22 protein-coding genes and 5 tRNA genes are annotated in these 22,454 nt (G+C 34.1%); 15 read left to right on the top strand and 12 right to left on the bottom strand.

Annotation, left to right across the window (positions count from 1 at the left end):
* Positions 1-702: a rhomboid family intramembrane serine protease gene (locus AC1QSP_RS08900; RefSeq protein WP_484078391.1), complete on the top strand. Its 702-nt coding sequence runs from the start codon at positions 1-3 to the stop codon at positions 700-702.
* A 56-nt stretch (positions 703-758) separates the two neighbouring features.
* On the opposite strand, the gene AC1QSP_RS08895 is transcribed toward AC1QSP_RS08900, so the two are convergent.
* Positions 759-1,391 carry a C40 family peptidase gene (locus AC1QSP_RS08895; protein WP_484078390.1) on the bottom strand — a complete coding sequence of 211 codons (633 nt, stop codon included), beginning with the start codon at positions 1,389-1,391 and terminating at the stop codon, positions 759-761.
* A 222-nt stretch (positions 1,392-1,613) separates the two neighbouring features.
* Here AC1QSP_RS08895 and AC1QSP_RS08890 point away from each other — a divergent pair.
* From AC1QSP_RS08890 to AC1QSP_RS08870, 5 genes are all read left to right on the top strand, one after another.
* Positions 1,614-1,685, top strand: a tRNA-Glu gene (locus AC1QSP_RS08890).
* A gap of 98 nt (positions 1,686-1,783) precedes the next feature.
* Entirely contained in the window at positions 1,784-2,038 is a 255-nt protein-coding gene (rpsT, locus tag AC1QSP_RS08885; protein ID WP_322971637.1) for a 30S ribosomal protein S20, read from the top strand.
* A gap of 13 nt (positions 2,039-2,051) precedes the next feature.
* Positions 2,052-2,123, top strand: a tRNA-Glu gene (locus tag AC1QSP_RS08880).
* A 304-nt stretch (positions 2,124-2,427) separates the two neighbouring features.
* Positions 2,428-2,499 (top strand) — tRNA-Glu (locus tag AC1QSP_RS08875).
* Positions 2,500-2,597: 98 nt separating this feature from the next.
* Positions 2,598-2,669 (top strand) — tRNA-Glu (locus AC1QSP_RS08870).
* A gap of 191 nt (positions 2,670-2,860) precedes the next feature.
* Here the strand turns inward: AC1QSP_RS08870 and purE are convergent.
* Both purE and AC1QSP_RS08860 read right to left on the bottom strand, forming a co-directional pair.
* Positions 2,861-3,364, bottom strand: coding sequence for a 5-(carboxyamino)imidazole ribonucleotide mutase (purE, locus tag AC1QSP_RS08865; RefSeq protein WP_484078389.1), 504 nt, complete (start codon positions 3,362-3,364; stop codon positions 2,861-2,863).
* Positions 3,365-3,370: 6 nt separating this feature from the next.
* The gene (locus AC1QSP_RS08860; RefSeq protein ID WP_484078388.1) at positions 3,371-4,501 is read right to left on the bottom strand and encodes a 5-(carboxyamino)imidazole ribonucleotide synthase; all 1,131 of its coding nucleotides are present in this window, start codon (positions 4,499-4,501) and stop codon (positions 3,371-3,373) included.
* Positions 4,502-4,653: 152 nt separating this feature from the next.
* Here AC1QSP_RS08860 and AC1QSP_RS08855 point away from each other — a divergent pair, with 152 nt between their 5' ends.
* The gene (locus AC1QSP_RS08855) at positions 4,654-5,505 is read left to right on the top strand and encodes an endonuclease/exonuclease/phosphatase family protein (protein WP_484078387.1); all 852 of its coding nucleotides are present in this window, start codon (positions 4,654-4,656) and stop codon (positions 5,503-5,505) included.
* A 36-nt stretch (positions 5,506-5,541) separates the two neighbouring features.
* Here AC1QSP_RS08855 and AC1QSP_RS08850 read toward each other — a convergent pair whose 3' ends face one another.
* The 3 genes from AC1QSP_RS08850 to AC1QSP_RS08840 all read right to left on the bottom strand — a co-directional run bounded on the left by AC1QSP_RS08850 (position 5,542) and on the right by AC1QSP_RS08840 (position 7,276).
* Positions 5,542-6,567 (bottom strand): tetratricopeptide repeat protein, encoded by a 1,026-nt coding sequence (locus tag AC1QSP_RS08850; protein ID WP_484078386.1) that lies wholly within the window; start codon positions 6,565-6,567, stop codon positions 5,542-5,544.
* Positions 6,533-6,832 (bottom strand): hypothetical protein, encoded by a 300-nt coding sequence (locus AC1QSP_RS08845; protein ID WP_484078385.1) that lies wholly within the window; start codon positions 6,830-6,832, stop codon positions 6,533-6,535. Before AC1QSP_RS08845 ends, AC1QSP_RS08850 begins: the two co-directional genes overlap by 35 nt.
* Positions 6,833-6,970: 138 nt before the next feature.
* Positions 6,971-7,276, bottom strand: a complete 306-nt coding sequence (locus AC1QSP_RS08840) for a GNAT family N-acetyltransferase (protein ID WP_484078384.1) — start codon at positions 7,274-7,276, stop codon at positions 6,971-6,973.
* 282 nt (positions 7,277-7,558) lie between these two features.
* On the opposite strand from AC1QSP_RS08840, the gene AC1QSP_RS08835 reads away from it, so the two are divergent.
* Positions 7,559-9,694: a TonB-dependent receptor gene (locus AC1QSP_RS08835; protein WP_484078383.1), complete on the top strand. Its 2,136-nt coding sequence runs from the start codon at positions 7,559-7,561 to the stop codon at positions 9,692-9,694.
* Between the two features lie 40 nt (positions 9,695-9,734).
* On the opposite strand, the gene AC1QSP_RS08830 is transcribed toward AC1QSP_RS08835, so the two are convergent.
* The 4 genes from AC1QSP_RS08830 to AC1QSP_RS08815 all read right to left on the bottom strand — a co-directional run bounded on the left by AC1QSP_RS08830 (position 9,735) and on the right by AC1QSP_RS08815 (position 12,894).
* On the bottom strand, positions 9,735-10,580 hold the full coding sequence (locus AC1QSP_RS08830) for an alpha/beta hydrolase family protein (protein ID WP_484078382.1): 846 nt from the start codon (positions 10,578-10,580) through the stop codon (positions 9,735-9,737).
* Between the two features lie 84 nt (positions 10,581-10,664).
* The gene (locus AC1QSP_RS08825; protein WP_484078381.1) at positions 10,665-11,510 is read right to left on the bottom strand and encodes an alpha/beta hydrolase family protein; all 846 of its coding nucleotides are present in this window, start codon (positions 11,508-11,510) and stop codon (positions 10,665-10,667) included.
* On the bottom strand, positions 11,497-12,132 hold the full coding sequence (gene nth / locus AC1QSP_RS08820) for an endonuclease III (protein WP_323674078.1): 636 nt from the start codon (positions 12,130-12,132) through the stop codon (positions 11,497-11,499). Before nth ends, AC1QSP_RS08825 begins: the two co-directional genes overlap by 14 nt.
* Before the next feature lie 60 nt (positions 12,133-12,192).
* The gene (locus tag AC1QSP_RS08815; protein WP_484078380.1) at positions 12,193-12,894 is read right to left on the bottom strand and encodes a DUF4919 domain-containing protein; all 702 of its coding nucleotides are present in this window, start codon (positions 12,892-12,894) and stop codon (positions 12,193-12,195) included.
* Between the two features lie 83 nt (positions 12,895-12,977).
* Here AC1QSP_RS08815 and AC1QSP_RS08810 point away from each other — a divergent pair, with 83 nt between their 5' ends.
* From AC1QSP_RS08810 to recA, 3 genes are all read left to right on the top strand, one after another.
* On the top strand, positions 12,978-14,810 hold the full coding sequence (locus tag AC1QSP_RS08810; RefSeq protein ID WP_484078379.1) for a mechanosensitive ion channel family protein: 1,833 nt from the start codon (positions 12,978-12,980) through the stop codon (positions 14,808-14,810).
* Between the two features lie 116 nt (positions 14,811-14,926).
* Positions 14,927-15,382 (top strand): thioredoxin-dependent thiol peroxidase, encoded by a 456-nt coding sequence (gene bcp, locus AC1QSP_RS08805; protein WP_323674079.1) that lies wholly within the window; start codon positions 14,927-14,929, stop codon positions 15,380-15,382.
* Positions 15,383-15,394: 12 nt separating this feature from the next.
* Positions 15,395-16,453, top strand: a complete 1,059-nt coding sequence (gene recA / locus AC1QSP_RS08800; RefSeq protein WP_484078378.1) for a recombinase RecA — start codon at positions 15,395-15,397, stop codon at positions 16,451-16,453.
* Between the two features lie 240 nt (positions 16,454-16,693).
* On the opposite strand, the gene AC1QSP_RS08795 is transcribed toward recA, so the two are convergent.
* A complete protein-coding gene (locus AC1QSP_RS08795) occupies positions 16,694-18,136 on the bottom strand; it encodes a TonB-dependent receptor (protein WP_484078377.1) in 1,443 nt (480 codons plus the stop codon).
* Positions 18,137-18,175: 39 nt separating this feature from the next.
* On the opposite strand from AC1QSP_RS08795, the gene AC1QSP_RS08790 reads away from it, so the two are divergent.
* From AC1QSP_RS08790 to AC1QSP_RS08775, 4 genes are all read left to right on the top strand, one after another.
* Positions 18,176-18,958 carry an MBL fold metallo-hydrolase gene (locus tag AC1QSP_RS08790; protein WP_322971655.1) on the top strand — a complete coding sequence of 261 codons (783 nt, stop codon included), beginning with the start codon at positions 18,176-18,178 and terminating at the stop codon, positions 18,956-18,958.
* A gap of 53 nt (positions 18,959-19,011) precedes the next feature.
* Positions 19,012-19,091: transfer RNA gene (locus AC1QSP_RS08785), tRNA-Leu, on the top strand.
* Positions 19,092-19,314: 223 nt separating this feature from the next.
* Complete coding sequence (locus AC1QSP_RS08780; protein ID WP_484078376.1) at positions 19,315-19,668, top strand: hypothetical protein; 354 nt, start codon at positions 19,315-19,317, stop codon at positions 19,666-19,668.
* 61 nt (positions 19,669-19,729) lie between these two features.
* Complete coding sequence (locus AC1QSP_RS08775; RefSeq protein ID WP_484078375.1) at positions 19,730-21,475, top strand: N-acyl-D-amino-acid deacylase family protein; 1,746 nt, start codon at positions 19,730-19,732, stop codon at positions 21,473-21,475.
* A 36-nt stretch (positions 21,476-21,511) separates the two neighbouring features.
* On the opposite strand, the gene zupT is transcribed toward AC1QSP_RS08775, so the two are convergent.
* A complete protein-coding gene (gene zupT, locus AC1QSP_RS08770) occupies positions 21,512-22,309 on the bottom strand; it encodes a zinc transporter ZupT (RefSeq protein ID WP_484078374.1) in 798 nt (265 codons plus the stop codon).
* Positions 22,310-22,454 lie beyond the last annotated feature (145 nt).

Raw genomic sequence — 22,454 nt, 5'->3', positions numbered from 1 at the left:
ATGGGAAGTATTTCATTCATCACATTATTAGTGATAGGAGTTAATGTATTGGTCAGTTGGAAAGGATTTAATGATCAATCATTTTTTGAGAAATATAAATTTCAAGTAGGATCGATTTTACATCGAAAAGAAAATTATAGAATCTTAAGTTCTGGATTTTTACATGTTGATTTTACACATTTGTTTTTTAACATGTTTGCATTGTATATTTTCTCCGATTTAATCATCGATTTTTATGCGAGTCCTAAAGCGATGTTTTTTGGAGATTATTCGATGGTGAATAAAAATTTAGGATATGGCATGTTTCTATTAATTTTTATGGCATCGGTAATTGGAGGAAACTTGTTGGCTTTATTTATGCATAAAAATGAAAATTACTATTCTGCAGTTGGAGCATCGGGTGGAGTTTCAGGAATTCTATTTGCAGCGATTGCGGCATTTCCAGACTTAACATTGAATTTGTTTTTCTTTTTACCTATTCCTGCATGGTTATTTGGAATCCTTTATTTGGCTTACTCGGTCTATGGGATGAAGAATAATGTCGGAAATATTGGACATTCAGCCCATTTGGGTGGTGCAATTGTAGGGTTAGTGGGAACAATTATTTATTTTCCCGATTTATTAGCTTATAATTTACTGTATATCCTAGGAATGTTGATACCACTCGCAGTATTAGGATATTATATCATAAAGAATAAATAAAAAAAAAGGCTTGGATGAATTTCCAAGCCTTTTTCTTTTAGATACTAAATATGAGATTATAAAACTCTTTTTGCGTATAAAAAACGTTTTCCCCAGTAACTATCATTTAAAGGAGAAATCATTACGCCTTGAGAAGTAGAGGAATGAATAAAGGTAAGAACACCCTCTTCATTTCTTCCGTGAACAATTCCTACATGAGATACGCGACCTCCTCCTCTTGTGGCGAAGAAGACTAAATCACCTTCTCTTGCTTCTTCCGTAGAAATTCTAAAACCTTGTTTTGCTTGATCAGCTGAAACACGTGGTAAGTTCATGTTAAACGTCTCAAAAACGCTTCTTACAAAGGCCGAGCAGTCAATTCCACTTCGTGTAGTTCCTCCGTAACGGTAAGGAGTTCCAATGTAAGTTTCAGCTTCTTTTAATAAGAATTCTGTGAATAAATTGTTCGTTTCATCTAATACACTATTTAAAACGACCATTGATGAATTTTCATCTTTAACATTCACAGGCTCAACTTCTAAGTTGGCACGCTTGTTGATTAATTTAGTTTGAGTCTCCATAAGTCTTGCTTGTGGTACAAAACTTCTAGAAGAATATTCTTTGACCTCAGAAACTGGGGTTAAGGATGAACATGAAGTAATGAACATCGTACAAATTATTGCAGCCACACCTAATAGCGATGTTTTCATGATTGTATTTTATTTTTCGTTATATCTTTTATTCAAGTAGCTCAAATATATTAGATTAAATTTTAACACTTAATATAGATGAGCTCTTTTGACATTATATTAACTTCTTTAACATTTTTTAACACATAAATTAACATAAAAAAATCTCAAAAAAATTTGGTGGTTTAAAAATATGTTCTAAATTTGCACTCGCTTTTGATAACAACATCAAAAGCTCGGAATGGCCCATTCGTCTAGTGGTTAGGACATCAGATTTTCATTCTGGAAGCAGGAGTTCGATTCTCCTATGGGCTACTCAAGAAATATTTTCAAAATATTAATAAAATTATTTTGGCTAGATAAAATTTTTGTTTTTATCTTTGCCGAACTAAAATAGAAAGAGATTAAAGGTTATGGCAAATCATAAGTCAGCATTAAAAAGAATTAGACAATCAGCGGTTAGACGCGATCGTAATAAATATTATCACAAGTCAGCTCGTACAGCGATTAAAGCATTAAGAGCGACAGAAGATAAATCAGAAGCAGAAACTGTATATCCAAAAGTTTCTTCAATGATTGATAAATTAGCGAAAAGAAACATTATTCACAAGAATAAAGCTTCAAACTTAAAATCTAAGTTAGCTAAACATATCGCGGGATTAGCTTAATAATCATACAAGTGGTCCCTTCGTCTATCGGTTAGGACACTAGATTTTCATTCTAGAAAGAGGGGTTCGATTCCCCTAGGGACTACAAATTAATAGATAGATTGCTGAAATATGCAATCTTTTTTTTCCTTGTTCATAGTTGTTGATTAAAACAACCAGTAAAATTACTGTGTAAAGGAAATTGTTTTTTGTGTTTTGTTTGTAAAGGTTAAACATTTTGTTGATGTTTAATCGGGAAATGAAAATGTCGCTGTATAATTCACTTGGTTCATATTATAAAAGAATTATACATCGACTTTTCTCTAAGCCCGCACAGGAAGTCATCTATTACAATTAAAAAAGACGTTCTTTAAAAATATTTTTAAGATAATAGTATAATTTTGATCTATGGTCCCTTCGTCTATCGGTTAGGACACTAGATTTTCATTCTAGAAAGAGGGGTTCGATTCCCCTAGGGACTACAAAATTTATCTATTTAAAAATATTTAAAAAATAATTTAAATTTTATTTGCAGATTTAAAAAAGATATCTATCTTTGCATCGCAATAAAACGTAAGGCGGTCCCTTCGTCTATCGGTTAGGACACTAGATTTTCATTCTAGAAAGAGGGGTTCGATTCCCCTAGGGACTACAGAAAAAAGCATTCATCTTTTGAATGCTTTTTTTATTTTGAAATAGTTTAGTTTTATTAAGAGAAATCTTAATTGGAAGCGTTTGAAGGTTTACAGTATACTCAAACGCTTTTTTTGTATCATCTACTTTCATTTTGAGAAATAAAAAAAAGCCACTCAACCGAGTGGCTTTTTATATATTCAATAATTTCTATTGATCAAATCCATTAGGATACTCCTGTTTTACAATTTCAATTTTTGCTTCAACAGCTTTTTGTAAATCGTGTTGATATTGTATCATACGTTGCTGAATCTCTGGATTCGTTGCCCCTAAGGTGCGTGCCGCTAAGATTCCCGCATTTTTTGCAGCATTTACTGCTACTGTAGCTACTGGAATTCCATTCGGCATCTGTAAGATTGATAAAATCGAATCCCATCCATCAATCGAATTAGATGACTTAATCGGAACACCAATGACAGGTAAAGGAGTAATTGAAGCGACCATTCCTGGTAAATGGGCTGCTCCACCTGCTCCTGCGATAATCACGTTGATTCCACGTTCATGTGCAGTCTTTGCATATTCGAACATACGCTCAGGCGTACGATGTGCTGATACAATGGTTAATTCGAAAGGAATGTTTAACTCAGTTAATACATCAGCCGCTTGTTTCATGATAGGCAAATCGCTATCACTTCCCATTATAATTCCTACCATAGTTGTTTACTTTTTGGCAACGACACGAATTGTTTCGTTAACCTGTTTTATGTTTTGTTTTAATTGTTCGAAGTCATCATTAACCAAAGTCACATGTCCCATTTTACGACCAGGTTTTGTAACCGCTTTCGCATACCAATGCAAGTACGAACCTGGAATTTGTAATAATGTTTCCACATTTTCAATTTGGGCAGGTCCAGTTTCTCCTTCTGCACCAATTAAATTGACCATCGCAGAAGTAGTATATAACTGTGTTGAACCTAAAGGTAATTCCATTAAAGTTCTTAACATTTGATCAAACTGTGAAGAATAAGCACCTTCAATCGTGGAGTGACCTGAGTTATGAACACGCGAAGCCGTTTCATTTACCCAAATGGATTGGTCTTTGTTCAAGAACATTTCAACAGCAAATACTCCTGGAGAATTTAATGCTTTTACCACATCGCGCGCGATTGCTTCTGCTTTATCGGTTACTTCTGGGGATAATGTAGAGGGTATTAATAAATAATCCAACAAATTGTACTCCTCATTTATGACGAATTCAACTGTTGGATATGTAATGATATTTCCTAAATGGTCGGCAACGGTAACGACAGCAATTTCTCGGTCCAAATCCGCTGGAGTTTCAAAGATAGATGGCGCTTGTAGCATTTTGTCCAAATCATTTGCAGATTTCAAGAACTGAACACCTTTTCCATCATAACCATCTTTTCTCGATTTTTGAAAAATTGGATATTGAACATCTTCCTTCGATTTTAAATCTTCCCAATGTTCTAATTCAAAATACGGTGCAGTCGGAATGTTATTTTTTACATAGAATTCTTTTTGCACACCTTTATCTTGTATAATGGCTAAAGCTTCTGGATCTGGCACCACCTTTTTACCTAAAGCTTTCAAATGACGTAATGCATCTACATTGACATGCTCGATTTCAATACCAATCGCATCTAAATTTTTTCCAAATTCGACTACGGTATCGTAATCTTTAAAATCTCCTTGTACAAAATGATGTGCATGTGGTGCACATGGCGCATCAGCAGCTGGATCCAAGATGCTGATTTCACAAGGATATTGCAATGCATTTTGCAAAAACATATATCCAAGTTGCCCTCCTCCTAAAATTCCGATTTTTATCATATCGCGAAGTTAATGAATATTATAATCTTTACTTTTACAGCAAATAAAATTTAATTGACGAGATGTTAACAAAGAGTACAAAATTTATTTTCCTATTTCTGATAGGATTTTACCTCCTAAGCAAGAGTTTTTATTCCTATTTTGTATTCGATATGTTGGTGCATTATTCGATATATGCTTTAATAATCGCCTTCTTTGTTTTATTATTTTATAATTTCTTAATCCGAAAAGAAAAAAATAAATCCATTCTCTTTTTAATTCCTTTATTTGCTATTCCTTATATCGTCTACAATGAAATGGGATATTTCTATTTCGGAGAAAATGCAAAGGGGGAAGAAAAGAATTTTAAGATTATTTCCATTAATATCTTTTCACAGAACGATGAATATCAATATTTGAAAAAATACATTACTGAAGAAACTGCTGATGTAATTGTTCTTCAAGAATTAACACCTTCATGGCAAAAAAATGTTGAATTTATTCGTGAAAAATACCCTTATTATAAAGAGGAACCACGTAGCAATAATTTCGGAATTGCCGTATATTCTAAAATTCCTTTTGATACCGTCATGACCAAAAATTATATTGATGATATGCATCCTTCATTGATTGGAGAATTAACGGTCAACGGAAAATCAGTTTCAATGCTGATGACCCATCCAGTGCCACCTTTACCCAATCAAGCACGATTTGAACGTCGCAACAAACAATATAAAAAAATGAAAGAGGAAATTGATCAAATGAGCAGTCAGCACATTATTTTAATTGGTGATTTGAACAGTACAGTTTACTCTCCTAATTTTAAATTGGTTCAATCCGATAAATTAAAGGATGCACGAACAGGCTTTGGTTTACAAAATTCATGGAATGCTTTTATTCCGTTACTTCGTACCAATATCGATCAATGTTGGGTGTCCAAAGAAATGAAAGTGACAAATTTCTACAGAGGAAAAGATATTCAATCGGATCATTTTCCAATTGTAGTCGAATTAAAAATAGAATAATAAAAAATGCCTTGAACTTATTCCAGGCGTTGTTTTTTATAATTGCAATTGATTCTTAAAACCGTTGATGATTTCTCGTTGTACTTTTAGCTTGCGCTTATATTGAACATTAAAGAAGATAATAATCAAAATCGCTGTTCCAACAATACTAAGACAAACATATAACAAGGTTTGAATTTTTGTATAACGATTAGTTTCTTCCAATTGTTTGATCCGCTGGTTGGCTTGTTCCGTCTCATAAAAGATTTCTAATGACTTTGTACTGTTATCGAATTGGTATTGATTCTCTTGAAGAATTAATTCTTTTTCTTCTTTCAAATAGCGTAGGGCATCATTCAGATTACCTTTTTTTTCTGCATTACTAGAGAGGTTCGAAAGAAATTTAATTTTATAATTCGTTAATTGTTGATTATCCTTCACCAAATCATACGCCATTTTAAAATATTTTTCCGCTTCATCATAATTTCCCCTTAGACTATAATTTGAACCAATATTATTGTAAATAAATGATTTAAAATCATTGTAATTACTATTCTTATTGGCAATGACCAAAGCTTGCAAAGAATATTTTAAAATTTCATCGGGGTGATCTTTACCTTTTACAAATCCTACCAAACTACTCTGATTCAGATTGTATACAATCATCGAACGATCTCTTACTCTTTCGTCTTCAATTAATTCGGCATAATGTAAAGTTTTTTGAGCTACAGTTACTGCAGAATCAATGTATTTATAATCTTCCGTTTCGTGAAATTTTTGTTTGTAATAATAACCTAAATTGCTGTAGGTATAATTGATTAATAAAGGATTTTTAGAAGCAATTGCATGTTTATTTGCCAATACCGCATCAGTACGGGTATCATTCTCTAAACTATTTTTTGATTTATAATTGTAACGCAAAAAATACAATTGAGTTAAAATAAAATCTTCATCCTCAAAAGCAGAAAATTCATTGATGGTTTGATTTAAAGTTTTGATGAATAATTCATCTTGCTTTAATCGAGAATAATAACGTGTATAACCAAAATTAACATAGGCTTGATCGATTGGTATTTTGAGCAATTTTCTTCGCCGCCTCTAAAGATTCTACCTTCTTTTTTTCATTGTTTACTTCTCCATAATAATCAGCCAAGTAAACATACCCGATAATTTTACGAGTAGGTTCAATCGAAGTGAGAAACTTACTATTGATTAATGATTTTGCTTGATTATATTGTTTGCTATACAAGTAGGAATAGACTTGTTGTTGGTCTTTATCCTGATTGCTTTGCGCAAAAAGAGGTAGACTTATCAAGCAAGTAAGGAACATGAATAAACGATTCGGCATATGACATTACGTTTTAATAGTTTAGGTTTGTTGAGCCGGCAAATATAGAATCTAATTCATTGTTCTGCAATAGGATAAAGTGTTAATGTTGCAAATGAATTACGGAAAAAAAAAGTCCTTTTTGAAGGACTTTAGGCTTTATTCATTTTCATCCAAATATTCTTCATCGAGAAAAGGTCTTAATTCAGGTTTCTCGTTGAATTGTTTAAGGATATAGGGACAAACAGGATAGATTTTAACATCATTTTGTTCGGTAAATTCAAGCAATTCATCAAATAAAACTTCGCCTAAATTTTGTCCTCTTTTGGATTCATCAACGAATGTACCTGTGGCCTTAATATTTCCATTCTTAGCCCACTCGTATTTTATATATCCAATTAAATGATCGTTTTCATATAACGAAAACTGACCATCATTTACGGTTTGAGAGTGTTTTATTTCCATGTTGAAGACTTTACGATTGATGCTTTAAATTACAACAAACTTTTAAATTGAGAAAGGCTTTTTAAAGTTTTAAAATGGTTTCATTTTGAAAATTGAAAAAGTTGATTATCTTTGGTTTATCAAAATCGAAAGGGGTGCTTTATTTTTTATAAGGCTGAGATTATACCCACTGAACCTGGGCGGGTAATGCTGCTAAGGGAAATGGTACTTCACCAAATTACATTCGCGCGTTAAATTTTAAAAAGTGTAAGATGGCTCCTTTCATAATTTTTAAACAATTTTATGAAAAGGTCGATTATTTTATTGTCTTTACTTGGTGCATCGATAGGGTATGCACAAACGAATGATTCGATTCCGGATCACGAAGAAATTTATTTACAAGAAGTTTCAATTACCGAAAAACTGCCAATTACGGTAGAAAAAATTTCCAATAAAATTCTGCAAAAAAAGAATTTGGGACAAGATATTCCCACGTTACTGAACGGTGCGACCTCTGTGATTACAGCGACAGAAGCCGGAAATGGAATTGGATATTCAACCATTCGAATTCGTGGATTGAATGAATCTTCCATTAATGTAACATTAAACGGTATTCCATTAAATAATGCTGAATCCCAAGGGGTTTTTTGGGTGAATATGCCCGATTTAGCGTCTTCCACTAATTCCATTTTAATTCAGCGTGGAGTCGGAACTTCATCCAACGGGATGGCTTCTTTTGGAGCAAGTGTCAATATCGAAACTCAAAATCCTTCTAAAGATCCGTATGCGGAAGCCAATCTTTCGTTTGGAAGTTTCAACACACAGAAATATACCATTCAGGCCGGAACTGGGAAAATCCTCAACCATAAGTTAAGCATCGATGGACGTTTTTCGAAGATTAATTCGGATGGATACATCGAGCGCGCTTCGGCAGATTTATTGGCTTATGACATCACCGCACATTATGAACTGAATGAAAAAACAAGGTTTCGTTTTCAGAACATGTATGGAAAAGAAAAAACATACCAAGCGTGGAACGGAATTGATGGTGAAACGATGAAACGAAATCGTCGATTTAATTCAGCAGGTGCCATTTACAATGCCGATTGGTCGGAGGTCATAGGTTATTACGATAACGAGGTGGATGATTACCAACAAAACCATTATTTCTTAACGTGGATGCAAGATTTTGGACAAAATTGGACATCCAATGTGACGTTGCATTATACAAAAGGTAAAGGTTTTTATGAAAATTATAAGCAAGATGAAAAATTATCGAAGTATAAATTAACGGATTTTCCTTTTACCCGTACCGATTTGGTACGTCAGAAATTCCTAGATAATGATTTTTACGGATTCAATATCGATGTGGAAAACCAAAAGTTAGGAAACTTTAAGGTCTTCTTTGGATTATCTGGAAATACATACGATGGTGACCATTTTGGTCACATTAAATGGATGAAAGATTACGATTGGTCAGCTACAGATTACAAATATTACGAGAACAATTCGTTGAAACGTCAATTATCAGCGTATGGGAAAGTGTTGTATCAATGGAATCAATTGGAATTTTTTGGCGATTTGCAGTACCGATATGTGGACTATGTCGCAAAATATTTACCAAATGGTGAAAATGAAGACGATGATTTCCGTCCCTTTGATGCCACGTTTCATTTTGTGAATCCAAAAGCAGGGGTGAATTACAAATTAAATGCGAACAACATATTTTATGCTTCATACGGAATTTCGCAACGTGAACCTTTGCGTGCTGATTATGAAAATATCGGAAATGAACCCAAAGCGGAGTTTTTACAAGACTATGAATTAGGTTATCGAAAATTAGGACGCTTCTCCATGAGTGCAAACTTTTTTTATATGGATTACCGCAATCAATTGGTACCTACGGGTCGTGTGAATGATGTAGGAACACCGATTCGAGAAAATTCAGGTGCAAGTTATCGCCGAGGGATTGAGTTGGATGCATCTTATCAATTGATGCCATCAAAATTCACCGTATTTGGAAATGTGACGTTATCCCAAAATCAAAATCAAAACTTTACAGAAGAAGATTGGGAGAACGGTGGTATCAAATCCTATGGAAAAACAGCCATTGCGTTGTCCCCAGCTATCATTGCTGCCTTTGGATTTGAAATAAATCCAACCCAAAATCTGTTGATCAATTGCACCAATAAATATGTTGGTGAACAATATTTATCGAATACTGAACCAACGGATGGAAAACTATCGGATTATTTGGTTACCGATCTATTGGTTCGTTATGCACCAAATTGGTTTGGCTTAAAGAAATTAGAATTTTCAGTTTTAGTGAATAATTTATTGGATGTCGAATATGAATCCAATGGATATTATTACGAAGGACCTTATTATTTCCCACAAGCAGGAATTAATGTTTTAGGAGGAATCACCATCCGATTATAATAGCACCCTTGTCAAGGTTTTAAACCTTGACAAGGGTTATTTAACTTTCAATAAATTCCAGTGGAATATGCCACAATTCATTTTTATTTTTTTCTCGGAAAAAGTCCATATGCCCGATATTTTTTAACCCTACATCTTGCGGTTTAATGTTCAGTCGTTTCTTTTTGGCATTCACCATTACTTTAGAAGCGAATAAATCGACCGTTTTCGGCGGCGCCATATAATCATCATCCAAACTAATCATCAACATAGGTTGGGTAATTTCTTTGTAAAAATTTTGGGTCTTATTCGCATAACCAAGAATTGACTCTTGGCCTAATATAATACTCTTCCAATTGTAAGCAATGCCTTTTGGTAATGGATCGCCCATATTTACTTTTTGGGAAGGGAAATAGCCATAAAGAGGGGTAAGCAAAGGTATTATCACTTTAAAAAAAGTTTTAATCTTAAACTTGTCTTTATCATGGAAGTTCTCGATGTACCCAAATTGAGATCCAATCGTGACAAATTTATCATACACTCGAAAGGCACGGGATAAGCCCAACATAATTCCTCCCATCGAATGGCCAATCAAATACTTTTGATGCTTCGGGTACATTTCTTCAATGTATTGAGAAATCGCCATAAAATCTTTATCTGCCCAATCGATAAATTCTGCGTTGAAACCCTTTAACGATTGAGGTTTGGATTGTCCAATGCCTCGATAATCATACGTAAAAACCAAATACCCTTTGTTGGCCAAATAAGTGGCAAACTTGGCGTAAAATTTTTGAGTTACTCCGATGGCTGAAGAAATGACGATAATTTGATGTGTCGAATTATTTTCGCCAAAGGAAGTCACCGCTATGGGATACTGATCAGATGTTTCAAGTTGGAAAGACTTCATTTTTTGTGTTGTTTCACTAAATATACTGAAATCCTTACAATGATAATCATAAAAAAAGCCTCAATCAGTTGAGGCTTAGTGTTTTTATTTTCGAAAGAAAGCTAAGGCATTATCCATCGCTACTTGGAAATCTTCAGGCATTTCGTCTTTTGTCCAAGGATGAGCTGAACCAAACGAATGATTGGCATTTTCAATCAAATACAATTCGACCTTTTCATTCCAGCTTTTAATTAATAAAGCTTCATTCATTTTTACCGTTTCATCGGCTGAACCGTGAATACATAAAAATGGTTTATCTAAATGTTTAATATTTTTTTCGATGCTTAGGCGCTCTTGGTTGTCGATGTAATTTTGATAAAATTGATAGTACAACGGCATCATTTGTTTGGTACGTGTATTCTCAAAATAATGTACACCTTCATTTTTCCAATGATCCAAAGCAGGTTGAGGATATTTGAATCGATTTAAATCGCAAATAGCTCCCAACGAAACAAATTTCTTCACACGATCATCTTCTAATCCTTTTAGAATGGTAATTCCTCCACCACGCGAATGTCCCATCAAATAAATTTCATCCGTATCGATTTCATCTAAAGGAATTATTTCTCCGTTAATGGTTTTAGAAATAATAATATCTAAATCATCCAATTCAGTAGTGTAATTATTTTCTCCAAATGCATTTAGATCGGGAAAGTCAATGGGTTCTTCCACCGTTCCTCCATTGTAAGAGAAATTAAATTTGATGAACGCAAAATTACGTTCAGCCCAATATTTAGCCATCAAATCAAAACATCCGTGGTCTTTGAAGCCTTTGAAACCGTGAGAAAAGATGATAACAGGTTTTTTGATTCCATTATCTTCATAAAACGTATCGTAAACCGATTGACGTTCACGACTTCCTTGGTAAATATTATTTTTAGTTACTTTCATTTTTTTGAAACATTGTACGTGTAATATAATCCTTTTCTAAACTCCAACCACGTGCCGGAGAATATTCTCTTCCGTAGTAGATGATTTGGATGTGTAATTTATTCCATAATTCCTTAGGGAAAATACGTTTCGCATCTTTTTCGACCAATTCTACAGTCTTTCCGTTGCTTAATTTCCATAAGCGTAATAATCGGAAAATATGTGTATCAACAGGGAAAGCAGGATGACCAAACCATTGCGACATCACAACCGAAGCTGTTTTATGACCCACACCAGGTAAAGCTTCTAATTCTTCGAAACTTTCAGGAACTTCGCCATCGTATTTTTCAACTAAAATTTCGGCTAATTTTTTAATGTTCTTGGCTTTGGTATTCGATAAACCAATCTGACGGATATAATATTTGATTTCATCCACTTCTAGTCGTGCCATTGCTTTGGCATTGGCGGCTTTGGCAAATAATTCGGGCGTCACTTCATTCACTTTTTTATCAGTGGTTTGAGCCGATAACAACACCGCAATTAACAACGTAAAGGCGTCTTGGTGATCCAAAGGGATAGGAGGGACAGGATATAATTTTTCCAATTCGTCAATCACGTATTGGATGCGTTCTTTCTTTAACATCATCAGCTAAAAATCTTTGGGGTAAAAATAGAAAATCCTCCTCAGAGAGAAGGATTGTACTTATTTAAATTTCTTATCGTAGAATTCAAAAGGTTTTGTTACATCAAAATACAGCTTGATTTCATTGCCTTGCTCATCTTTTGTTTCTAATAAATCGTAGGAGCGCTTCTGATGATGATGTAACGATTGTTTTTGGGAACGTAGTCCCAAGGCATATAAAATACTATACTCATGTCTTGCATTAATTACATCAATAGCTGTTTCCATACTTTGACCATCACCCGTTAAAAATAGTGCATCCAATAATTTATGGTAAACGTTGATAATTTGTTCAACAATAGGAAGATTTTCTTCAAATGAATGAATAAAGGCTAAAATCTCTGTCGTCTTTAAATCCACCAATGGTTTTTCTTTATAAATTGTTGTATAATATTCTTTTACTATTTGAATATCTGCAGGAGTGAGTTGTTCATTCTTCGATTCAATAGCAATAATATTTTGCGGTGTTTCAATCGTTTCAAATACATCAAAATCTTTTTGAAAAATTCTACCATAATAAAAATGATACAAATGTTCAACAGTCATCGTCGTATCCATTTTCTGAAATCGTTCGATAAGAGTAGGATAATAAAAATCAGAATTTTTATCCGTGATCATTTTCTCAATGGCAGGATAATCCACCGTTCGAAACTCAACTTCTTGGGCATTTACAGAGAATACCAATGGCATAAGAAGAAGTAGGAATGAAATGAGTTTATTCATATTAGAGGTTTTGCATATAAATATAAATTTTATTCTTTGATTCCTTTTGTTTTTCATTTACTTTGATGGCTCAAATCGATCGCATGAAAAAAATCTTTTCTATATTTCTATTGTTTTCATTGACAGTAGGTTTATTGGCTCAAGATACTGTTCAGAAAAATTTAGAGAAACGTTTAATCGAGTTCTCTCAACAACGAAAAGAAGATTCCATTAAACGAATCGAATTAGAAAATCGTTTATTAACCATTCAGACCAATTCAAAAGATAAAGAGGGGTTATTAAAGGAACTAAACTTCTTAAAAAGCCGAGATTCCTTGTCTTTAATTCGTCAAAAAACGAAAATAGATTCTCTTCGAAAAATAAATAAAGGAGTGCCTGTAATACCTTTCCAGGATACATTATTTATGTTATACCGTGGAGTAGGAGGATTTTCAACCAAAGAACGTGCGCAAGCGTTGGAAGAAAAAATTCGAGAATTATCCAAACAATATGATTTTTCGAAGGATTCAATCAAATTATCAAAAGATGACAATACCTTCTTAATCTATTCCAATAAGAACATGATTTCGAGCATCAGCCTTCAGGATGCATTGTGGGAAAACACCACACCAGAAGCTCTAGCAAAAAAACATTTGGAAATTATAGGGAGTGCAATAGAAAAGCATCGCGCAGATGTCAGCTTACCAACACTTGCCAAAGGTGCTTTTTATGCGATGATCGTTTTATTTGTTTTGGGATGTTTAATTCATTTGATCAATAAATTCAATCATTGGTTGAAACTGAAATTGTATGAAAAGAAAGATGTTGTTTTTGCACCATTGGTGAAAAAGAATCTGAAAGTTTTAAACATCAATAAACAAATCGAATACATTTGGTTTGGACTTGGAATTATTCGATGGTTAGTAATTATTTTATTGATCTACTTGGCCCTACCGATTTTATTTAATTTCTTCCCCACAACACAAGGGTATACAGTAGTATTGTTGGATAATATCATCGAACCATTGCGTAAAATGGCGCGAGCAATCATCGATTATCTCCCGAATCTTTTGACAATTCTTGTAATTGTTACAGTCTTTCGATTTGTGTTTAAATTTTTAAAATTCATCATGATGGAATTGGAAGATGGGCGATTAACCATTAATGGATTTTACAAAGAGTGGGCAAAACCGACTTATCAAATTTTTAAAGTGTTGTTACTGATCTTTATGATGATTGTAATCTTCCCTTATTTACCAGGAGCGAAGTCGCCTATTTTTCAAGGAGTATCAGTATTTGTCGGAATTTTAGTCACATTTGGTTCAGCTGGTGCTTTAGGAAATATTATGGCGGGTTTACTTTTAACCTATACCCGTTCGTTTTCGAATGGAGATTATGTAAAGATCGGCGATGTCACGGGTGAAATTATCGAAAGAAATTTGTTGGTGACTCGAATCCGAACAATTAAAAATGAAATCATTTCTGTTCCCAATTCAACAGTAATGAATAGTCATACTTTAAATTATAGTACAGATGCTTCAAAGAAAGGATTAATTATTTATACCGAATTTGCCATTGGATATGATATTGCTTGGGAAAAAGTACATGATATTGCGATAAAAGCAGCGAACAATGTGCCCGAAATCATGAAGAATCCAAAACCATTTGTATTTCAACAAAAGCTGGATGATTTTTATGTAACCTATCAAATCAATGCGTACATCAAACATGCCAATCGCCAAGATTTTATTTATTCGGATTTAAGGAGGGAATTAATCAACGAATTTAATTTAGCGGGAATTGAATTAATGTCACCGCATTTCATGTCTGTTCGTAGTGGAGCGGAAGCGCAATATCCAGAAGGGCAAGTTCCTCCGACATATAAGAACTATCCATTTGATATTCAAATGAAAAAAAATAATTCGGATAAAAACTAAGCGACGTTTTTTGGCGTTTTACTTCCGTATCTTTGTACTACAAATAAGGAATAAACGATTTTTGAACCAAAAATTTAAGATTAAATCCTTATTTTTACGAGTAGTTCATAAAAGAAATAACAATGTTAAAAGTAGGAGATAAAGTTCCGGATTTTCAAGGAATCGACCAAGATGGAAATACTGTTTCATATCAGAATTATGCCGGTAAAAAGTTAGTTGTTTTCTTTTATCCTAAAGCAAGTACACCAGGTTGTACAGCAGAAGCTTGTGATTTAAGAGACAATGAAAATGCTTTAAAAGCACAAGGATATCAAATAGTAGGAGTAAGTGCTGATTCAGTTGAAAGACAAAAGAAATTTGCCATCAAATACGAATTGCCTTTTCCGTTATTAGCCGATGAAAATCGTGAAGTTATCGAAGCTTTTGGTGTATGGGGTCCTAAGAAATTCATGGGAAAAGAATACGATGGCATTCATCGTACGACTTTTATCATCGATGAAAATGGAACAATTTCGGATGTGATCGAAAAAGTAAAAACAAAAGAACACGCAAAACAAATTTTAGAAAAATAAAGAAATAATATAATGAGCGATTTAGATAATAAAAAGAAAGCGCTTCAACTTATCTTAGATAAGATGGACAAGGCATACGGTAAAGGAACTGTAATGCGTATGGGGGATTCTGCTGTCGATGATAAAATCGAAGTGATTCCTTCAGGATCTTTAGGATTAGACATCGCTTTAGGAGTAGGAGGTTACCCTAAAGGACGTGTCATCGAAATCTATGGACCTGAATCATCAGGTAAAACAACGTTAACATTACATGCTATTGCTGAAGCACAAAAAGCAGGTGGTATTGCAGCATTTATCGATGCAGAGCATGCTTTTGACCGTTTCTATGCTGCAAAATTAGGTGTAGATGTAGAAAACTTAATTATTTCTCAACCTGATAACGGGGAACAAGCTTTAGAAATCGCTGATAACTTAATTCGTTCAGGTGCGATTGATATTATTGTGATCGACTCGGTTGCGGCTTTAACACCAAAAGCAGAGATTGAAGGAGAAATGGGTGATTCTCGTATGGGATTACAAGCTCGATTAATGTCTCAAGCCTTACGTAAGTTAACAGCGACTATTAATAAAACAAACTGTACAGCAATTTTCATTAACCAGTTACGTGAGAAAATTGGAGTAATGTTCGGAAATCCTGAAACAACAACAGGAGGTAATGCTTTAAAATTCTACGCTTCTGTACGTTTAGATATCCGTCGTTCAACTCAAATTAAAAATGGAGATGAGGTCATCGGTAACCACTCAAAAGTTAAAGTGGTAAAAAACAAAGTTGCGCCACCTTTCCGTCAAGCGGAATTCGACATTATGTATGGAGAAGGTATCTCTAAAGTAGGAGAAGTTCTTGATATGGGTGTTGAGAAAGGAATTGTTCAAAAATCAGGTTCTTGGTATTCATACAACGACAGCAAGTTAGGGCAAGGTCGTGATGCCGTGAAAGAATTATTAAAAGATAATCCTGAATTATGTGAAGAAATTGAAGCTAAAATTGTAGCTTTAATCAAAGGAGAACCAGTGGAAGGAAAACCATCAGTGGACAATCCTGCAGACGAAGATGCTTTATTCGCTGAATAATTAATTCGTTGAATGAATTTTTATTATAATGACTTGAAAAGCCTTTCCAATTGGAAAGGCTTTTTTTTATCTGTGAATCTCTAAATTAGAAATTAAAATCCAAAGCATGTTTTTAATGAAATGACAGTAACGAAGATTAAATTACTTGAAGTGATGCTCAGATTGTGCTCAAAATAATGGGGTAAACTTTCAGAATGCTCATCCATATAGCATCCACTTTTACCCATTAAGAACCAATAATTATTCTAAAATATATTTTAAACGATAACCGAACATTCCTCGTTCTTTAATCATTTCGGCTACTCCTTCAGGACATTCCGATTCCCAACCGGATTCTCCTTTCGCAATTTTTTCTAAAATCTTACGTGAATAAGAGTGTAAATATTCTTTATTATAATTTAAAATATCCTCGATTCGACCATTATACAAGAAGAATTTATATAGCTCGTGTAAGTTGTCGGATACTTTTAAGTTTTTAGACGTTAAAAGCAAATCTTTTTCTTTGTCTAAATACGGATACAAGTAGATTTTAACATCTTTCTTAAACAATTTACCAAAGGCTTCCATAATTCCACCGGGAAGATTATCATAATACTGCTCATTAAAAATCTCCAATAAATTGTTAACCCCCATGGCTAAACCAATTTTAGTTTTGTTGCGGGTAAACTTCGTAAAGTAATCCGTTAATTTATAGTATTCAGAAAAATTAGAAATGATAACATTATATCCTAATTTTCCAATAATGTCAGCACGATCCAAGAAATCCCGTTCATTCAATTGACCTTCTTTTCCAGAAGCCATTAAATTAGAAAGGGTAATTTCAAATAAAATCTCAGTATTGGCTTTGGTAATGCCTTCTCCTTGTTTAAAGATTTCTAAACCTCCTTTAAACATGTCCATATTCACATTCATAAATGGACGGAAAGAACCTCGAATGGCAAAAATGTTTTTCTTGTACAATAAATCGGCAGGTAAAATATTTTTTCCTTCAGGATTAAATACCACAACATCCGTCATTCCATTCTTCACCAATTGCAACGACATCAAACGGTTATCCACATATTTAAATTGAGGTCCACGGAAATTAATCATATCAATTTCCAATTGGTCTTTATCTAATGTGTCGTATAAAGAATTGATTAAACGACGCGGATTATCATAGTAATTGTAAGCCCCATAAATCAAATTCACACCCAAAACCCCTAAAGTTTCTTGCTGCAATTGAGCCGAATTCTCTTTGAATTTAACGTGTAAAATAATTTCGTTCGCTTTTTGATCTTCAACATTCAGTTTAAAACGAATTCCCACCCAGCCGTGTCCTTCGTTTTTCTTCGCATAATCAATCGTTGTTACAGTGTTGGCATAAGTAAAGAAAGCTTTCTCTTGGTAAATATCATGAGTTAAGCGTTGTCTCATCAAGTCAATTTCGTGGTCCAGCATCTTTTTTAAACGAGCTTGCGTCACGTAACGTTTATTTTCTTCAACACCATAAATGGAATCAGACATTTCTTTGTCGTACGCGCTCATTGCCTTTGCAACAGTACCCGAAGCAGCACCAGCTCGGTAAAAAAATCGAACTGTTTCTTGTCCTGCACCAATTTCAGCAAACGAGCCGTAAATTTTCGGATTAAGATTAATTTCTAAAGCCTTTTGTTTGGGCGTAAGAACTTGTTGTAAAGCCATAAAAAAATCAATTGTTTGCAGTAAATTTACCAAAGAATTATGGCTAAATCAAAATTAAAAATACATTTTTTAGGGACGGGAACCTCACAAGGAATCCCAATTATTGGAAGTGATCATCCGGTCTGTCTCTCTGATAATCCGAAAGATAAGCGGCTACGCTCTTCTATCCTGCTAGAAAAGGACGATAAAGTATTAACGATAGATTGCGGTCCCGATTTTCGACAGCAAATGTTGCGGGCCAATGCCCAACGTTTGGATGGAATTTTATTTACGCATGAGCATACCGACCATGTGTTAGGATTAGATGATATTCGACCATTGGTTTTCAAATCAGGGAAAGATATGCCGGTATATGGTTTAGCACGTGTGTTGAATGAATTGCACAACCGTTTTAATTATATGTTTCAGGAAGTAAAATATCCTGGAGTACCCACGGTCATAGAAAATGCTGTAGAAAAAGATATCTTCCACATTTTTGGTTTTGAAATCGAGCCCATTAAAATTTACCATGGGACACTGCCTATATTAGGCTACATCATCGATCAAAAATTTGCATATTTAACGGATGTAAAGACCATTCCCGAAGAATCATTAGAAAAATTAAAAGGGGTAGAAGTATTAGTGATTAGTGCTTTGCGCCAAGAAGTAGAACATTTTTCGCATATTTTGTTGACTGAAGCCATTGAATATGCTAAAAAAGTGGGAGCACGTAAAACATATTTCACCCATATTTCTCATTACATGGGTTTCCATGATGAAGTAAATCAAGAACTTCCACTCGGAATGGAGTTGGCTTACGATACTTTAGAAATTATTTTGTAAAAAACGTTTGGTAAAATAAAACTTGCACTTATATTTGTACTCATAACTCCGACGCCTGGATGGCGGAATTGGTAGACGCGCACGACTCAAACTCGTGTTCTTCGGAGTGCGGGTTCGATTCCCGCTCCAGGTACAAGAAAGCTCGAAACATCGTTTCGAGCTTTTTTATTTCATAAAATTAAGATTTTCAATGGCTTATTGTGGGGTGTTTTTTGCTGATTTTATTAAAAACCAACCATTTATGCAATGGATTTTATTATTTCTTATGTTTATTCTGCTCCCAATTCATGCAAAAGCCGATCAATTTTATCTCCTAATCTACGAACAGGCAACTTCCGCCAAAAAGTTTTTAGAAAATGAAGAATATCTCATACCATATTGTGGTTGTTGTACTGAGTGTAAAAGATTACATCAAAATAAAAAAGGTGAGTATGGAGCAATATCCAAACTCATGGGATGGAAAACAATATTATACCATTAATGTTTCAGGAGTTAATCCAATCACAAACAAATCGATGGAAGAGACTTTGGATTTAGCTTATACTTATTTTGTCCGCTCAGATCAAAAAGCTTATAATGTTGCCATTGTCTTATTATTGAATGCCGATCCTTGTATGATTGATGCCATTGAAGTGGATCCATACATTAAAACCAAAAAGAAATTTATTGAGCGGGAAGCCTATTACAGAAAGTTTTCTGAATTGATTTAATTGATACGAAACATTATATCAAATAAATTCTTATTTTTAATAGAACCACAAACGATTTAAAATGAGAATATTAATAAAAAATGGACGCCTTTATTCGGGAGATAAAGATGAGAAGGCAGCCATAAAACATCTTCTGATTGGAGAAGATGGAATTATAGAAAAGATATCTTCTGATCCCCTTCTTGAACAAGATTGTCATATTATAGATGCATCGGGAAAATGGATTACACCCGGATTCATCGATTGTCATACCCATTATGATGCTGAAATTATTGCTTCGCCTGGCTTAAAGGAATCAGCGAGACATGGAATAACAACAGTTATTTTAGGAAGTTGTTCGGTTTCGGCCATTTATAATAATCCAGAAGAAACTAGCGACTGCTTTACAAGGGTTGAAGCCATTCCAAGGGAAGTCATGCTCCCTTTAATGGAACGTGAAAAATCGTGGAAAAATGTCAAAGAATGGAAAAACTACATCGAAAATAAACCTTTAGGTATCAACGTGGCTTCGTTCATTGGACATTCGGATTTGAGGATTAGAGCAATGGGAATGCAACGTTCGGTACAAGACAACGTTGAAGCGACAAAGCAAGAACGACAATTGATGGAACAATTGTTAGAAGAAGCTTTAGATGAAGGATTTGTTGGTCTTTCAACGATGGATAATCCTTGGGATAAGATGGACGGCGATAAATATTGGTCCCATAAAACACCTTCTTTTTATGCTTCATGGAAAGAACGTAAAAATTTAATTGAATTATTGCGAAAAAAAGATGCTGTTTTACAAGGTGCTCCTAATCTAGTGACCCGTGTGAGTGCTATTAATTACATGCTGGCTAGTATGGGAATCTTCCGAAAGCCATTGAAAACAACCATGATTGCTTTGATGGATATGATTGGGGATCGATACATTTATCCGTTTGTGTCACGTGCCGTTAAATTGGTCAATTGGATGAATGCTGATTTCCGAATGCAATCACCTCCTGTGCCATTTACCGTCTATTATGATGGAGTCGATTCGGTAATGTTTGAAGAATTTCCTTCTGGAGAAGCCATGCGCCATTTAGCTAAAAACATTGATGAACGTAATGCGTTGATCCGGGATCCATCATTCCGCGAAAATTTTAAGAAAGAAATTAAAAATAAATTTGCCCCTAAAGTTTGGCATAAGGATTTGAGTATAGCCTATATTTTAAAATGTCCAGACGACTCTCTCATAGGCAAAAACTTTTATCAAATCGCGGAAGAACGCGGAGAGCATCCGGTGGATACCTTCTTAGATTTAGTGATTACTTATGATAAAGAAATTTCTTGGACAACTACATTGGCCAACGATCGCGAAGAAAATTATAAGCATTTGTATAATTATCCCCATAATTTTTTATGTTTTTCTGATGCTGGTGCGCATCTCAATAATATGGCATTTTACAATTTCAATCTGCAAATGATGAAACGGGTAAAGGATTCGATAGATAAAGGAAATCCTATGATGTCTATGGAAAAATGCATTTGGCGTTTAACAAAAGAGCAGGCCGATTGGTTTAATTTGGATTGTGGCTATATAGCGGAAGGAAAGCGTGCCGATTTGGTTGTAATAGATCCAAATCATTTTTCCCGCGTGACAGATGAAGTGCAGCAACAACCAATCGAAGAATTTGATAATTATCCTCGTTTAGTCAATCGAAACCCAGGTTTAATTCATTATGTATTGGTCAATGGAAAAATTATATTTCACAATGAGGAATTTGTTGAAGGCTATGGAAAAAATAAAAAATTTGGTCGATTTCTGCCTCGTAAGGCGAGTTAAATTAAAAAAGCTCATCCTTACCGGATGAGCTTTTTGTTATATGAATAGTAATAAACTGATGGCCATAATAAGCATTCCGACTAATATACCCCACATGGTGATTTTTTGTCCCGCATATTCTCGAGCCGTTGGTATTAACTCATTTAACGAAATATAAACCATGATTCCTGCAACGGATGAAAATATAATTCCGAAGATTGAATCATCGAAAAATTGCCTTAGGATAAAATACCCAATTAATGCTCCAATAGGTTCTGCAAGTCCAGATAAAAAAGAATACCAAAAAGCTTTCTTTCGTGATTTCGTTGCATAATAAATCGGAATGGCAACTGCTATTCCTTCAGGAATATTATGAACAGCTACTGCAAAAGCAATTGATAATCCATAAGAAGGTTCATTAATAGCGCTCATAAAAGTGGCTAATCCTTCAGGAAAATTATGAATAGCTAAGGCTAATGCTGAAAAAATTCCCAGACGATATAATTTTTGATTTTGATTTCCTTTGACCGAAGATGCGTTTTCATCCTCATGATCATAATCGTGGGAAGGAATTAATTTATCAATAAGAATGATCGCTAAAATACCAGAGAAAAAACCGATAACCGTATATATTGCGCCTAATTGTTCTCCAAAAACTTCAGTTAATGAGATTTTGGCTTTATTAATAATTTCTGCAAATGAAACATAAAGCATAACTCCAGCCGAAAGACCAAGCATTCCGCCTAGAAACTTGGGGTTAAACTTTTTGTACACTAACGAAAGAATACTTCCCACACCCGTACATAAACCTGCTAATAAGGTCAAGCCGAATGCAAAATAAAAAGGGTTGTTCATATTGTTAGATTTACTAAACAAATTTATTAGAATTATTTTAAACCGAATATAAAAAGCAGAATTACTTTTTTAAGTTGAAAAAAAATAGCTGTGTTTTATCATTTTAAGCAACTATTTTAGAGATATGGTTATTTTTGTTCGGATT

The sequence above is a fragment of the Faecalibacter sp. genome (genome assembly GCF_057177045.1).
This window is presented reverse-complemented; position numbering and strand designations above follow the sequence as displayed.